The 14,600-nt window shown below is 37.6% G+C and carries 13 protein-coding genes; 10 read left to right on the top strand and 3 right to left on the bottom strand.

Annotated elements, in window-relative coordinates:
* Nucleotides 1–13: 13 nt before the first annotated feature.
* Nucleotides 14–1,942 (top strand): histidine kinase, encoded by a 1,929-nt coding sequence (locus ACO052_RS16260; RefSeq protein WP_422104845.1) that lies wholly within the window; start codon nt 14–16, stop codon nt 1,940–1,942.
* A 259-nt stretch (nt 1,943–2,201) separates the two neighbouring features.
* Here ACO052_RS16260 and ACO052_RS16255 read toward each other — a convergent pair whose 3' ends face one another.
* Entirely contained in the window at nt 2,202–2,699 is a 498-nt protein-coding gene (locus ACO052_RS16255) for a hypothetical protein (protein ID WP_422104844.1), read from the bottom strand.
* A 196-nt stretch (nt 2,700–2,895) separates the two neighbouring features.
* On the opposite strand from ACO052_RS16255, the gene dnaK reads away from it, so the two are divergent.
* Nucleotides 2,896–4,803 (top strand): molecular chaperone DnaK, encoded by a 1,908-nt coding sequence (gene dnaK, locus ACO052_RS16250; protein WP_422104843.1) that lies wholly within the window; start codon nt 2,896–2,898, stop codon nt 4,801–4,803.
* A gap of 199 nt (nt 4,804–5,002) precedes the next feature.
* Here the strand turns inward: dnaK and ACO052_RS16245 are convergent, their stop codons facing one another.
* Complete coding sequence (locus ACO052_RS16245) at nt 5,003–6,655, bottom strand: HYR domain-containing protein (RefSeq protein ID WP_422104842.1); 1,653 nt, start codon at nt 6,653–6,655, stop codon at nt 5,003–5,005.
* Nucleotides 6,656–6,889: 234 nt separating this feature from the next.
* Here ACO052_RS16245 and ACO052_RS16240 point away from each other — a divergent pair, with 234 nt between their 5' ends.
* The 6 genes from ACO052_RS16240 (at nt 6,890) to ACO052_RS16215 (ending at nt 12,378) form a co-directional block, all read left to right on the top strand.
* The gene (locus tag ACO052_RS16240; RefSeq protein WP_422104841.1) at nt 6,890–7,438 is read left to right on the top strand and encodes an RNA polymerase sigma factor; all 549 of its coding nucleotides are present in this window, start codon (nt 6,890–6,892) and stop codon (nt 7,436–7,438) included.
* The gene (locus tag ACO052_RS16235) at nt 7,425–8,198 is read left to right on the top strand and encodes a hypothetical protein (protein WP_422104840.1); all 774 of its coding nucleotides are present in this window, start codon (nt 7,425–7,427) and stop codon (nt 8,196–8,198) included. Before ACO052_RS16240 ends, ACO052_RS16235 begins: the two co-directional genes overlap by 14 nt.
* Before the next feature lie 10 nt (nt 8,199–8,208).
* Nucleotides 8,209–9,270, top strand: a complete 1,062-nt coding sequence (locus tag ACO052_RS16230) for a hypothetical protein (protein ID WP_422104839.1) — start codon at nt 8,209–8,211, stop codon at nt 9,268–9,270.
* A 147-nt stretch (nt 9,271–9,417) separates the two neighbouring features.
* Nucleotides 9,418–10,116 (top strand): T9SS type A sorting domain-containing protein, encoded by a 699-nt coding sequence (locus ACO052_RS16225; RefSeq protein WP_422104838.1) that lies wholly within the window; start codon nt 9,418–9,420, stop codon nt 10,114–10,116.
* Nucleotides 10,117–10,151: 35 nt separating this feature from the next.
* On the top strand, nt 10,152–11,375 hold the full coding sequence (locus tag ACO052_RS16220; protein ID WP_422104837.1) for a class I SAM-dependent rRNA methyltransferase: 1,224 nt from the start codon (nt 10,152–10,154) through the stop codon (nt 11,373–11,375).
* A gap of 55 nt (nt 11,376–11,430) precedes the next feature.
* Nucleotides 11,431–12,378, top strand: coding sequence for an NAD(P)H-dependent flavin oxidoreductase (locus ACO052_RS16215; protein ID WP_422104836.1), 948 nt, complete (start codon nt 11,431–11,433; stop codon nt 12,376–12,378).
* Here ACO052_RS16215 and ACO052_RS16210 read toward each other — a convergent pair.
* Complete coding sequence (locus ACO052_RS16210; protein WP_422104835.1) at nt 12,367–12,729, bottom strand: hypothetical protein; 363 nt, start codon at nt 12,727–12,729, stop codon at nt 12,367–12,369. The two genes, ACO052_RS16215 and ACO052_RS16210, sit on opposite strands and share 12 nt — an antisense overlap.
* Nucleotides 12,730–12,936: 207 nt before the next feature.
* Here ACO052_RS16210 and ACO052_RS16205 point away from each other — a divergent pair, with 207 nt between their 5' ends.
* Nucleotides 12,937–13,284, top strand: coding sequence for a YciI family protein (locus tag ACO052_RS16205; protein ID WP_422104834.1), 348 nt, complete (start codon nt 12,937–12,939; stop codon nt 13,282–13,284).
* Nucleotides 13,284–14,528: an RNA polymerase sigma factor gene (locus ACO052_RS16200; protein WP_422104833.1), complete on the top strand. Its 1,245-nt coding sequence runs from the start codon at nt 13,284–13,286 to the stop codon at nt 14,526–14,528. Before ACO052_RS16205 ends, ACO052_RS16200 begins: the two co-directional genes overlap by 1 nt.
* Nucleotides 14,529–14,600: the final 72 nt, after the last annotated feature.

Below are 14,600 nucleotides of genomic sequence, written 5' to 3'. Positions count from 1 at the left end.
TAAAACGACTATTATGTTCAGAATTTTACTACTTACTACAGTTATTTTATTTTCTACTAACTGCTTTTCGCAAAAGCGAATAACCTTAGACCAAAATGCTATCGATACCTTAAGATTTGTTAATGAAAATTTTAAGTATGAGAATGCTATTTTACAAGCCATTCAAAATGATGAAACGATCGTAGGCTGGACTAAATATTATACCTTCAAGTCATTTCGGTGCCTTGTGGAAAGAAAAAAGGATTCTTCAAAATTATATGCTGTACAGGCGATCTCTGTTTTTAACGAAAAAGAGTTTAATGATAAAGCGGCTGGAGGATTAATCCATAAGGCTTATTATTTAAAAGGGCTCAGAGCATTTTTTGAAAAAAAATACATGTCTGCCATTACAAGTTTCAATGAAGGACTTCGGTATATTGAGAAATACCCTCACTCTTATGATGGTAAGAGTTGGAAGTCTTACATCTATAGTTTTTTAAGCAACAGCCATTATAATCTTGGAGATTTGAAACTTGCCTTAAGGTATAAAAAGGAAAAATTGAAGGACTATAGAATGAAATTTAAGTTTTTTGGAAGCCTAGCCTATCTCGATATCGGAAATTTATACGCGCATTTAGGAAACTTAGATTCTGCAAAAGTATACAATCATAAGGCTTTAGCAGTGTATAACTCGGATGCAGAGCACACTGGTGACGAATCCTATGAATCGCTATATATGAATAAAGTCGGAATCTATAGCAACCTAGGCGCTTATCATTATCAAGAAGAACATATCGACTCCGCAACCATTTATTTCAAAAAGGCGCATAACGAATTTCTAAGTAAAAATTTAGACTACACAAAAAAAGGAAAATCCAATATCAAATTCTTTATGAAAGCAAATCATGCCTTCGTTTTATATAAAGAGGGGCAGTTAAAAAAAGCGGAGGGGATTTTATTAAGTGTTTTAGATTCTATCAATCCTTCCGATTACTCCAGAGATAATAAAAGACTGTATTTAAGACTACAGGATTATCTAACCAAAGTATATCAGGGAATTAATAAAGAACACAGGGCCATTGCACTAAACAGGAGGGTTCTAAAGTACTTAGACGATTATGGGGAGGTCAATACAGCAAAACAGCTACAGCTTTTGTCAATGGAGTTTGATACTGAATTAAAAGAGAATCAAATTAAATCCTTATCTCAGGAAAAAAGTGAACAAAAATTAATTATTGAGAACTACCAAATTATAGCTATTGCCTTAATAGCGGTTTTGCTGTTAGCTGCCGCTTTTTTTGTCTATTACAGAAAGGTGAAACGACAACAAAATGAGTATGAAAAAATAAACTTGCAACAACGTTTAATGCTTATGCAGATGAATCCTCATTTTATCTTTAATGCATTTAATGCCATAAATGGTAAAATAGTCTCTGGCTCAGAGAATACTTTAACATATGTGCAAAAATTAAGCTATTTATTTAGAAGCATCTTACGGAATTCATCTGAGGAATATGTCACCTTAAAGGATGAATTGGAGTTTTTATCCAATTATTTAGAAGTACAATCCGATTTTTTAGAAAAGTTTGATTTCAATATTAAGGTGCATAAAGATTTAAATCAAGAAATGTTACTTATTCCACCTATGTTGATACAGCCTCTTTTAGAAAATTCGATCGTACACGGTATTGTAGCGGAAAAGGGGTTGATAAATCTTGATATAAATGTATCTCACAGTGACCCTAAAGTTCTAATAGTTGAAGTTTATGACAATGGGAAAGGTTTTAATCAACAGAACGCAAACGCTTCTGGCATAGAAAAGGAATCGTTCTCAACGAAATTGATAAAAGAAAGATTAAGAATTCTATCGAAAAAGTTCAAATCTAACTTTCAGTTAGACTATTTAAATGTGTCTCAGGGCGTCCATGCCCGATTAATCCTACCAGTAATATTAGATGAATAAGCCTATAATACCTTTAAGGAAAAGTTGCTAGACTTTACTGCTCAAGCGGATGGTGCTATGGCCAATACATAGACACCCTACGAGTTTTGGTATAATGGCAATTTTAGTCATTGCGGCGTGAATTCTTTCCAATTCATCAAATAAGAGGGGGAGTAGAAGCTAATTTATTTGGTGGACACACGACGACGACAAGATTGCAAGCCTTAAATAAAAAAAGCCGAAATTGTAATTTCGGCTTTTTAGTTTTATGATTGTTTATTTATCGTCTTTCAAAAGATTCGATACCATACAAATTCATAACTGCATTTAAGTCTGATAAATCTACACGACCGATATTTTCGGCGGGTACGATAATAACCCTAAATACTTGTTCGAGTAAAAACTCAGAGGTCAGTAGGCTGAAGTCTTCCGTATCAATAAAAAACCGAACAAAGCTTTGCGTAAAATCATAATTGTAATCTACAGGATTTCCATTAGGCAAAAAGAAAGTTTGTGGTAAAAGTCGCCATGCTTCCTGACCATTTAAGCTCCCGTCCTGCAAGTAGACTAAAACAACCTCAAAAGGGCGAACCTCAAAACCATAAGGTTCTATAAATTCATAATTATTTTGTGGTGTAAAATCCAATACAATTTCAAATCCAGGTGCAATTTCGGCATCTTGACCAGGAAAGCCCTGTGGCCCTGGAGGTCCCGGATCACCCTCACAGGCGGTTAATACTAAAGCTAAAAGGGTCATAAAAGTTAAAATGCGTTTCATAATAATTAATAGTTTTCATATGTATTATCAAATGCTATTCCAAAGTCATACGGGGATAAAATTCTTTTTTAAAAAAGTGTATGACATCATGTCATAATCGTTGTCATGGCATAATACTTGACTTATAGAAAGCGAGTTTAAAAATTAAAAACACTATAATTTTCGCGAAAGCGGAAAACTAATATCAAAATAAATTATGAGTAAGATTATTGGAATTGATTTAGGGACAACCAACTCTTGTGTTTCAGTCATGGAAGGTAACGAACCTGTTGTAATCCCAAATGCTGAAGGTAAGCGCACAACACCTTCGGTAATTGCTTTCGTAGAAGGCGGTGAAATTAAAGTTGGTGACCCAGCAAAACGACAAGCAGTAACTAACCCAACAAAAACGGTGTATTCTATTAAGCGTTTTATGGGTAATAAATATTCTGAATCTAAAAAAGAAGCAGAACGCGTACCATACAAAGTGGTAAAAGGCGATAACGATACACCAAGAGTGGATATCGATGGCCGTTTGTACACGCCTCAAGAATTATCAGCGATGATCCTTCAAAAAATGAAGAAAACTGCTGAAGATTATTTAGGACAGGATGTATCAGAAGCGGTAATCACAGTACCAGCATATTTTAATGACGCACAACGTCAGGCGACAAAAGAAGCTGGTGAAATTGCTGGCTTAAAAGTAAGACGTATTATCAATGAGCCAACGGCAGCAGCTTTGGCTTATGGATTAGATAAAAAATCAACAGACCAAAAAATTGTTGTATTCGATTTTGGTGGTGGTACACACGACGTATCCATCCTAGAATTAGGAGATGGCGTATTTGAGGTACTATCTACAGATGGAGATACACATTTAGGTGGTGATGATGTCGATGAAAGAATCATTGATTGGTTAGCAGAAGAATTTAAGAGTGATGAAGGTTTGGATTTAAGAGAAGATCCAATGGCCTTGCAACGTCTTAAGGAAGCTGCTGAAAAAGCAAAAATAGAATTATCATCATCTGCACAAACAGAAATTAATTTACCGTATGTCACAGCAACTGCTAGTGGACCAAAGCACTTGGTACGTACCTTAACACGTGCTAAATTCGAGCAATTAATAGACGATTTAATTGCACGTACCATTGAGCCTTGCGAAACAGCTTTGAAAGCAGCAGGTTTATCAAAATCAGATATCGATGAGGTGATTTTAGTAGGTGGTTCTACACGTATCCCAGCTGTACAAGCTGCCGTAGAGAAATTCTTCGGAAAAGCACCAAGTAAAGGGGTGAATCCAGATGAGGTAGTATCTCTAGGTGCAGGTATCCAAGGTGGTGTATTAACAGGTGATGTTAAAGATGTCTTATTATTAGATGTCACGCCTTTATCACTTGGTATCGAGACTATGGGTAACGTGATGACGAAGTTGATCGACGCTAATACGACGATTCCAACTAAGAAATCACAAGTATTCTCAACAGCAGCAGACAATCAACCATCGGTAGAGATTCACGTATTACAGGGTGAGCGTCCAATGGCAGCAGATAATAAAACCATCGGTCGTTTCCACTTAGACGGTATTCCACCAGCAAGACGAGGTACGCCTCAAATTGAAGTGACTTTCGATATCGATGCCAATGGTATCATCAAAGTATCTGCAGAAGATAAAGCCACAGGTAAGAAGCAAGACATTAGAATTGAAGCATCATCAGGATTGACTGAAGAGGAAATCGAAAAGATGAAAGCAGAGGCAGAAGCTAATGCCGAAGCCGATGCAAAAGCTAAGGAAACTGCTGATAAATTGAATCAGGCCGACGCGATGATTTTCCAAACGGAAAAGCAATTGGAAGAGTTTGGTGATAAGTTATCTGACGATAAGAAAAAGCCTATCGAAGAAGCTTTAGAAGAGTTGAAAAAGGCTTATGAAACTAAAGATCTAGCGGTAATCGATCCTGCTTTAGAGAAAATCAATGAAGCTTGGAAAGTGGCTAGCGAAGAGATGTACAAAGCACAAGCTGAAGCGCAGCAGAATGGAGCTCCAACAGGTGGAACTGATGCAGAAGGAGCAACGTCAGGCGAAGGCGATAACGTTGAAGACGTCGACTTCGAAGAAGTAAAGTAAGCAGAGAACACACTTTTTATTTAAAAAGTGTAGTGAATCGCTTATACTGAGCGAAGTCGAAGTATCTCAGCGAACCAAATTGTCTTAGACAATTGGTGTGAGTCGCTTATGCCGAACTCGTTTCGGCATCTCATAAAACAAAAACGCAATCATTTATTTGATTGCGTTTTTTATTTATATAAAACCTGCACCAATTAGATTATTGCTTAATAAACCTTCTTAAAGCAGAACGACCGTCGTTACTTCTCATGGACATAAAATAAATGCCTGGAGACAATTGTGATATATCAATTTGTTGTTCTGCTTCAGTCAATTCTATATTGGTAAATACCTGCAAAACTCTTCCGTTTAAGTCTGTCATCGTTAAAACATCTATAGCTATTGAAGCATTGGATTTTAGCGTAATAAAGGCGTGTGCAGGAATAGGGAATAGAGATATACTGCTATTAAAGTCATGATCATCAATACTTAGATTTTCTTCAATGGTCACATCAAAAGAACAGGACACGAGGTTACCCGATATATCGGTAATCTGAAAGGTATTCGTAGTGGTACCAATGGGAAAATCACTGCCGCTGGGAAGACCTTCTGTTTGAAGCGGTACATAGTCGATTTCTAAAAGATATCTATAGGTCTCATTAGTGTTAACATCGTTCCAGCCACCAGTGGATTGCACTACGGTATAATCTTCATTTCCTACATTATTTGGCTCACCTGAATTCCAATTGTCATAGGTTGAAGCATCCCCGCTTTGCCATTCAAAACTGCCCTCTGTAGCGATGTCATTATAACCAATTAATATATTGCCTGCAGCTCCTATAGCGCTAATAGCACTTACTAATAAATCGTTCTCAGAACTATTCCTTATAGTACCTACAAAACCGCCTTGTGCTATAGCATCTATAAATGCATCTATAGGAGAAAAACTGCTGTCTGATAAATAATAAGCTTTACCATTGATGTTTGCCAGTGGTGTAAACCCGGTTAATGGATTTATAAGATCGCAATTATCGGTTGGGCTTAAACTATAGTTTACAACCGCACTCATATCTCCAGGATTAGACACCATTTGAGTAATATTACTTGGGCAATTTACTGTAGGGTTTTCATTATCAGTGACAGTTACCGTAAAGCTGCAACTCACCGTGTTATTGTCACTATCCGTAACATTTGCAAAAACTTCAGTGATGCCAACAGGAAAAGTTTCTCCAGACGCCAAACCCGAAGTAATGGTTGGGTTTAAAACCCCATCTTCATCATCGTTGGCAGAGATGCTATAATTGACAACAGCACCACATACGCCCATATCATTATTTACGCTAACATTAGCAGGACAGGTTATGACAGGCGCATTGCCGACAGTTTCAAAGAGTTGCACATCAGCTATTTGATTTATGGTACTGGCAGCGCAAGTCCCCGTAAAATTTACCCTGTAAATAGTATATCCAGTTGTATTGGTGAATGAAAATGTTCTGGAGAAGAAACGATCAGAAATACAGGGAATACTACCCGTAGCGATACTGGTGTAACTGACGCCGTCATTAGAGCCAAATATTTCATAATCTGTTGGGTCTCTTTCTGGAGCATCGTTTGCGGTAACGATTTCTATTGCTACTGCAGTTTTAGATACGCCCAATAAGTCCACTTCAAAGCCAATACCATCAAAAGCATCAAAATCTAAGAATTTTGTACTTGAATTTTGATCGATAACATTTTGGACAGCTTCCCCACTAGGGGAACTTACGGTACCAAAGTTGACTGCCGTATGTATAGTATCATCAAAAATACCTTGCCCAAAGGTAAAGGCGATACTAAACAAAAAAACTAAAGAAAAGTGTAATTTTTGTTTCATAATTGGTTGATTAAGTTAGATAATAATGTTTTAAAGTTAGACTATTGATGTGAAGATGTCAAAAATATTTATAGCGTTTTTGTTTAGTGCTACCCTATTCAGAGTTATTTAGTTTATGCGCTTAAATCATCTTTTTGGTTTAAATTCAAAAAATATTTAACTAGGCATCCAACCTTTTTTTATCCAAAAGCGTTTTTAATAATAGAAAGCGAAAGGATGTCAAAACTAATTTCTATGAATCAAAGTGTTAACGAGCTGATTAGATTATCCAAGAAGTCTGATCAAAAAGCGCAGTTAACACTTTATGACCTATACGCACCAAAGATGCTAAGTGTCTGCCGACAGTATATCAGCGACTTGCAATTTGCTGAGGATGTGATGCTCATAGGATTTCAAAAAACCTTTCAAAATCTAAATAAATATAAACCCATCGGGAGTTTTGAAGCTTGGTTGCGCCAGATTATGGTAAGGGAGTGTATCTCTTATTTACGGGTTCAAAAGAACAAGTTTAACGTGGTAGAGATTTTTGACTATCATTTTTCAAACAAAGTTGTAGAGCGCTATGATGATATTACTGCCGATGTTCAGCGTGCTATTGATCATCTACCTGTAGGATGTAGAACGGTCTTCAACCTCTATGTTTTGGAAGGTTATAAGCATAAGGAAATAGCCGAGCTTCTAAAAATAAGTTTAGGGACCTCGAAGTCGCAGCTTGCGCATGCCAAAACCTTGCTTAAAAAACAATTGGCCCACTTAAAGTCGAATTACAATGGAACACGATAATACCGAAGATTTAATAAAAGAGATTATTGGCAATCGCGAAATAGCACCTTCCGATAATGCCAGAGAGCGATTTATTGATGCCCTGAGCTCAAATCGCAAGAATAGAAAGACCCTCTGGCTGCGCTATGGTATTGCTGCTTCCATCATCCTTGCTATGTGTTTTGTAGGTGCAAAAATGATGTTCGGTGATGTGGAGATTTCAGAACCCACTCCTCAAATCGTCAATGAGGATGAACCGTCTCCAGTTGAGCAGAAACCATTAATCCCTAAGGACGAATTCGAAGGGGAGAACGTCGCTAATTCAAATAAGATACTAAGTGATCAGCAACCAGAACAATATAAAAAACCAAAACCTGAAGTTGCAACGATCACAAATAAAACCCAACAAGATCAACGCGCTCAACAACCCCAAGACGCCATAGTTAGTATTGAATCAGAACTTCAGGAATCTAACCAAGACGTGGTGACCCCATTAGAGGCGATAAAGCCTGCAGTTCCAAACCAGTTTATATATATATCAGCAGAAGATTTATTGGCAGCCACAATCACAGACAGTACCTTAAAACTAAATCAGAACCTGAAGATATCAAAGGATAATTATGTGGAGTCTGAGGCACTTTTGCTTGAAGTGGAACGCCAACGCTTTGATGAAAAAAACAAAGGGATTTTCAATAAGGCTAAAAGAGAGCTTAAAAAAGTAAAGGAAGCTCTGGCTAATAGAAACTATAAAAACAATGAAAGCAACAAAAAGAACAATTAAACCCTTAATTATGAAATATTTAGTGTTTCTATTCATCACTTTCGCCTCTATTCAGATGTCTTTAGCTCAAAATGAGAGGTTCGAAAAAGAAGCTTCTAAAATTGCCAATAGCATTGATTCTATTTCAAAGGTCGAAAAAAAAGCTTTAAAGAAAGCCTTGGCACAAATAGATAAGAAACTTAAAAAGAAGGACATCACTGTAGAGGAAGCCGAAGCCCAAAAAAAAGAGCTTGCCTCATATCATTCGGAGCGCATCAATAAAGCCGTTTCAGAACAAGAACAAAAGCTACAAACGCTAATTAAGAATAGGGTTAATGGGACCTTGCAATCAGAGGAAAATAACAGTTCTTTTACTAATTCTTTTACTAAGACCTTTGACGAATTGAATTATTATAAAGATAGTCTTACAGGGATAAAAATAGAAAAGCGATGGACCTCACAGTTCGTAATCGCATTAGGCGCCAATACCATTTTGAATGGTAATGATGATTTTTATGGCGATGGATTTAAAACCAACCCTATAGGTTATGGTGAAGTCGGTGCTACGGTAAAGTATAGACTAAGGGAAGATAGTAACCTTTGGAACCTGAAATTTGGATTAATGAATATGATGGGCGATATCACCTATAACAATGATGATGATATTTTAGTGACCAACCAAGGCCAAACCACGCTTGTAGATTCTGGGATCAATCTAAGAGATGCAAGACTTAGCTACTTTAATTTGGGGATTCCTGTTTTTTTAGAACTTGATTTTTCAAAGCCGCAATACGATAAAAAAACAGAGCAAACCTATTTGCGATCACAGCAAGGATTCAGGCTGGGCTTGGGCGGTTTTGCAGCGATTAGACTTTTTACAAGGCAGTATATCTCGTATAAGGAAGATGGCAAACGAATTACCGAAATACAATGGGATGATTTTAATACAAACAGATTTACTTTTGGGCTTAACGCCTACATTGGTTATAAGGATTTTAGTCTATTTGTTAAATATGATATCAATCCGATTTTTAGGAATAATCCTGTCGATATTAACAATCTTGCTATCGGACTTAGAGTAGACTTTAATTAATTCATTTCGTGAGACAATGACTTTGTCAATTGGCAAAATTCTATCTTATACCGTAGTAATGGTACAGAATTTGTGCGTTTAAATGTGTTTAAGTTTGTAAAATGGTATAACTTTATAAACGACAATTAACATCAATAACATAAAGGCATGAAGAAAAACTACATTTTTATAGCTGCTTTGAGCTTATTGTTAAGTATGAGTCAGTTTAGTGCTCAAACGATTTGGACAGGACCGATGACGACCTTTACCAAAACAAATAATGCCGACTGGACTTTAGAGGCTAATCAGGACCGTATAACTGACAATGTCTGGATTACAAGAGCCAACAATCAAGGTATTTTTAACATTGTAACAGAACCCAGTTACGCGGATTTTTCAAGTCCAGCAGATACAGAGTGGGCGATAGGAACAACAGCCAATATCGGAAGTCTGATGTTTCAAAACTGGGAAGATACGAGTGGCAGTAATCCACCGAGTTTGGTCAACCAAGATATGGTGGTTCATTTAATCACTGATGATATTTATATCGATATAAAATTTTTATCCTGGCAATCTGGAGGTGCTGGAGGTGGCTTTAGTTATGAACGGTCTACAGACCAAAACTTAAGCACCGAAACGTTCGAATTCAACGAAAGGCTGAAGCTACGTCCGAATCCAGCAAGTACTTACGTGAAAATTTCGGGTTTGAGGAATTCAGAATATTATACCATCTATAATGTTCTGGGGTCAAAGGTTAAAAGTGGCAAGATTTCAAATGACGAAGCAATTAATATAGAGAGTTTTACGGACGGTTTATACTTATTAAAATTGGACAATGGCCATTCACTCAAGTTTTTGAAACAGTAAGCTTTAACTTATTGCCTAATTTCGTGTCGTAGCCCTTGATTAAAAATTTAAAATATAATTACAGTCCAAAACGTCTAGCGGTTAAGCTTAATTCAAAAGGAGAGCAATCCGTTGTTAAAGGTCATCCTTGGGTCTTTTCCAAAAGTATAGTAAAGGTTAATGACCATGCACAGACCGGAGATTTGGCCATTATTTTTAGTAAGAATAAAAACAAAGTGATTGGCATAGGCTTGTATGATGCGGATTCTCCCATTCGCATAAAAGTTATTCACCAGGCACAAACCAGAGCAGAAATCAATGCTGATTTCTTTCGGCACAAAATCGATTTAGCCTATCAGAAACGTCTAGAACTATTAAAGACCAATACCAATAGCTATAGGCTTTTATTTGGCGAGAATGATGGATTTCCTGGATTAATTGCAGATGTATACGCTTCAGTCCTCGTTGTGAAATTGTATTCCGAGATATGGTTACCTTATCTTGAGTCTCTATTAAAAGGGGTACAAGAGGTATCCCAAGCCCAAACCATTGTTATACGTTTGAGTAGAAATCTCCAGAATAGCAGCAATCACAGTTTAAAAGATGGCGAGGTAGTTTATGGCCATTTAGATACCGAAGTTGTTGAATTTGTGGAGCACGGAGTTCATTTTTCGGTCAACGTGATTAAAGGTCATAAAACAGGATATTTTCTCGACCATAGAGACAATAGAAGACGGGTAGGGGAACAGAGTAAGGGCAAAACCGTATTGGATGTATTTTCTTATGCCGGTGGGTTTTCAGTTCATGCCTTAGCCAACGGTGCTACCGAAGTCACAAGTTTAGATATCAGCAAACAAGCTTTGGACATTGCCATGGACAATGGGCAACGCAACAATTATTTAGGAATTCATAAAACCATAGTGGGGGATGCTTTTCATGAAATGAAGCATCTTATCAAGCGGAAAAAAACATTTGATGTGGTGGTCATAGACCCACCGAGTTTTGCAAAGCAACAATCCGAAATAGATCTGGCAAAAAAGAAGTATGCGCAACTTGCAGAATTGGGCGCGCAACTCACCGCAAAAAAAGGTTTATTGGTGTTAGCCTCTTGTTCGTCGCGGGTTTTGGCACAGTCGTTTTTTGACCTTAATCAAAGGGTCTTAAATGGGCAACATCGGCTTTATGAGACGATGCTCAAAACGAAGCACGATAGCGATCATCCAGTCACTTTTCCTGAAGGGGCTTATTTAAAATGTGGATACTATCGCTTTTTAGAATAAAAGTATTATGCATGCATAATAAATTTTAGTATATTTGGAAAAATTCTTCCGAAGCATGCAAACAAAACTGACTGAATTACTCAATATCAACTATCCAGTAATACAAGCTCCGATGTTTTTGGTATCTAATGTGGCAATGGTCACAGAAGCTATGAAATCGGGCATTGCGGGCTGTATCCCTGCTTTAAATTACAGGACACTTGAAGAGCTTTCAGGTGCGATTAAAGCCCTTAAGGCCAATAAGGTAGAAGGCGGCTCTTTTGGTTTTAACCTGATCGTTAACAAATCGAATATCAAGTACAAAGGGCAGCTTGAGGTTTTGTGTAAAGAAGGCTGTGATTTTATTATCACTTCGCTCGGGAGTCCCGAAGAAACTATTAAACAGGCCCATAAGGTGGGTATAAAAGTGTTTTGTGATGTCACTGATTTAAAGTTTGCTAAAAAAGTGGAAGGCTTGGGTGCAGATGCGCTCATTGCGGTAAATAATGAAGCTGGTGGGCATCGCGGCAATTTATCGCCAGAGGACTTAATAAAAGAATTGAATACACATTGTTCCATTCCTGTCATTTCTGCTGGTGGTGTAGGTTGTAAAGCGGATATTGATAGAATGCTCAGTTATGGTGCAGAAGGTGTTTCAGTGGGAAGCCCATTTATTGCTTCGACCGAGGCTAATGTGACGGAAGAGTATAAGCAAGCCTGTGTGGATTATGGTGCTGAGGATATTGTAATGACCGAACGTATTTCTGGAACACCATGTACGGTCATTAACACGCCTTACGTTCAAAAAATTGGGACTAAAGCCACTTGGATAGAGAATCTGCTCAACAAAAACCGAAAGCTCAAAAAATGGGTGAAGATGATACGCTTTTCAATTGGTATGAAGGCTACAGAGAAGGCGGCCAAAAAGGCAACCTATAAAACCGTTTGGGTAGCCGGTCCAAGTATTGAACATACGACTGAAATATTGCCAGTGAAAGACATTGTAGCCAAGCTAATTGCTTAAGGCTTCCATTTTCTTTTTTTCCTTTTTCTTTTTCCGCTTCCCCGTGAAGATGTTAAACGTATAACTGGCCGTAAGCCCACCCAATGAAGTCGCTATAAATTCACCGGTGTCAAATTTTCCGTTAATGAAATAGCCATCGTGAATTTCTTTTGAGAGACCTGCCAAAGTTGCTACACCGAAACTATACCAAAAGGCTTTCGTTCTATTTTTTGTCTTGGCATAGACTAGGGTATAGGTGGCACTCGATAAAACAGCACCAGTCGCAAAATGTAGGCCTTCATCTTCTAAGGTCACTTGGCATAAACTTAAGTTGTAAATGCCTAGTGCGAATAGTGTGACTAAATATTTCATAGGGGTTGGTTTCTGTTTAGAAAAGTAGGATTTATTATTTATTGGGACCTTTTTAATCGTTTGGATCGCTATTTATACGATTAAAGGCGCCTCAAGCTTTAACTTTAGTCTTGTTTTTCTTTATATATTTAAAAAAGATTAGAAAGGTGTCCCCTTTTGTAAATTAAGAAACGTCTTAAGGATATAAACTTTTAAATTTTAGAACTTATGAAAAATTTTATGATGATTTTTGTTGGCAAAGAGTATATCGATCTCGGCCTTTCTCCTGAAGATATGCAAGGCAGAATGGAAAAATGGTTTGCTTGGGGAAGTAAGATGGAAAAGGCAGGCATATTAAGAGGTGGTGAAGCTTTAACACCACAAATTAGGAGAGTGACAGGCGAAAATAGAACAGTTACAGATTTAACTTCTGCTGAGGTTAAGGAAATTGTTGGCGGATATTATTTGGTTGAAGCTAAAGATTTTGACGAGGTCCAAAAAATAGCAGAAGACTTCCCGGATTACGATTTGGGAAATACAGTGGAGATAAGAGAAATTATGGTATTTGATAAATAATGAACGATAAACTTGTAGACCATCTTTTTCGCCATCACAGTGGAAAGATGGTCTCTGTCTTAACCCGTATATTCGGGCTGAAACATCTCGATATCATCGAGGATGCCGTCCAAGATACCTTCATTAAAGCCAGTATCTCTTGGCGAAAAGAAATACCCAAGCATCCTGAAGCTTGGTTGACCAAGGCCGCAAAAAATAGAGTCCTCGATATTTTTAGAGCCTTAAGTACCCAAAGAAAATACCAGTCGTCAATCAAAACCGGAACAGATGCCATTGCCATTAACGAACTATTCCTGGACTCTGAAATTGAAGATGCGCAATTGCGAATGATTTTTACGGCCTGCCATCCAAAATTAGATCCAAGAGATCGCATATCATTTGCTTTAAAAACCGTTTCTGGGTTTAGTATAAAGGAGATTTCTACGGCTTTACTCACTAAAGAAGAGACCATAAAAAAACGTCTATCCAGAGCGAGAAAAGCCATCCAAACCTCTGATATAAAATTTAATATTCCCAAGGGAAAGGCCTTACAGCGGCGGCTAGAAAGCGTTATGGAAGTCTTATATCTTATTTTTAATGAAGGCTTTCATTCTAATACAAAAGCGCATTTAGTTCGCGAAGACCTCTGTGGAGAAGCCATGCGTTTGTGTCAATTACTACTGAGGCATAGTCATACGCGAATTCCTGAAGCTTACGCACTTTTCGCATTGATGTGTTTTCATTCGGCCAGGTTAGAGGCTAAGATAGGGGTGAATAATGAAATTCTGGACTTAAAACAACAGGATCGAAGCCTATGGCATTTCCCTTTGGTTGAGCTGGGCAATACCATGATGAATAAGGCGGTTAAGACCGACACATTTTCCTGTTACCATTATGAAGCGGCCATCGCAGCAGAGCATTTACGAGCTCAGTCTTTTGAGGATACCGATTGGCATAGAATATTACAATGGTATAAAGCACTTCATAATTTACAACCTATGCCGATTCACTTGTTGACTATGGCCGTCATCTGCGTGCAAATTAAAGACTATGAGCAATCGGAAAGTTTTTTCCAACAAATCAATCCAGAGGATTTAGAGCAGCGCCGGTATTTATACGATGCCGCAAAATCAGATTTTTATGCTGAAACCAACAACCAAAAGTCAGCACTAAAACATCTTGAGATCGCATTGGCAAATGTGAACAACACTTCCGAAAGAGATTACTTGCAGAAAAAATATACCGAGCTTTTGTCTAAAGCTTAGTTGATGAAACAGCCTGATAAAAACCTTAATCCAAATTCTTAACGGTAATGGCAAGGGATTTAGAATCATTGC

It is taken from the genome of Winogradskyella sp., assembly GCF_965228925.1.
In the GTDB taxonomy this organism is placed as follows: Bacteria; Bacteroidota; Bacteroidia; order Flavobacteriales; family Flavobacteriaceae; genus Winogradskyella.
This window is presented reverse-complemented; position numbering and strand designations above follow the sequence as displayed.

What these genes read in the sequence shown, in the direction of transcription:
- dnaK (WP_422104843.1), top strand. Translation starts at nt 2,896, where the DNA reads ATGAGTAAGATTATTGGAATTGATTTAGGGACAACCAACTCTTGTGTT.
- ACO052_RS16235 (WP_422104840.1), top strand. Translation starts at nt 7,425, where the DNA reads ATGGAACACGATAATACCGAAGATTTAATAAAAGAGATTATTGGCAAT.
- ACO052_RS16245 (WP_422104842.1), bottom strand. Translation starts at nt 6,655, where the DNA reads ATGAAACAAAAATTACACTTTTCTTTAGTTTTTTTGTTTAGTATCGCC.
- ACO052_RS16260 (WP_422104845.1), top strand. Translation starts at nt 14, where the DNA reads ATGTTCAGAATTTTACTACTTACTACAGTTATTTTATTTTCTACTAAC.
- ACO052_RS16205 (WP_422104834.1), top strand. Translation starts at nt 12,937, where the DNA reads ATGAAAAATTTTATGATGATTTTTGTTGGCAAAGAGTATATCGATCTC.
- ACO052_RS16255 (WP_422104844.1), bottom strand. Translation starts at nt 2,699, where the DNA reads ATGAAACGCATTTTAACTTTTATGACCCTTTTAGCTTTAGTATTAACC.
- ACO052_RS16200 (WP_422104833.1), top strand. Translation starts at nt 13,284, where the DNA reads ATGAACGATAAACTTGTAGACCATCTTTTTCGCCATCACAGTGGAAAG.
- ACO052_RS16240 (WP_422104841.1), top strand. Translation starts at nt 6,890, where the DNA reads ATGAATCAAAGTGTTAACGAGCTGATTAGATTATCCAAGAAGTCTGAT.
- ACO052_RS16210 (WP_422104835.1), bottom strand. Translation starts at nt 12,729, where the DNA reads ATGAAATATTTAGTCACACTATTCGCACTAGGCATTTACAACTTAAGT.
- ACO052_RS16230 (WP_422104839.1), top strand. Translation starts at nt 8,209, where the DNA reads ATGAAATATTTAGTGTTTCTATTCATCACTTTCGCCTCTATTCAGATG.
- ACO052_RS16215 (WP_422104836.1), top strand. Translation starts at nt 11,431, where the DNA reads ATGCAAACAAAACTGACTGAATTACTCAATATCAACTATCCAGTAATA.
- ACO052_RS16225 (WP_422104838.1), top strand. Translation starts at nt 9,418, where the DNA reads ATGAAGAAAAACTACATTTTTATAGCTGCTTTGAGCTTATTGTTAAGT.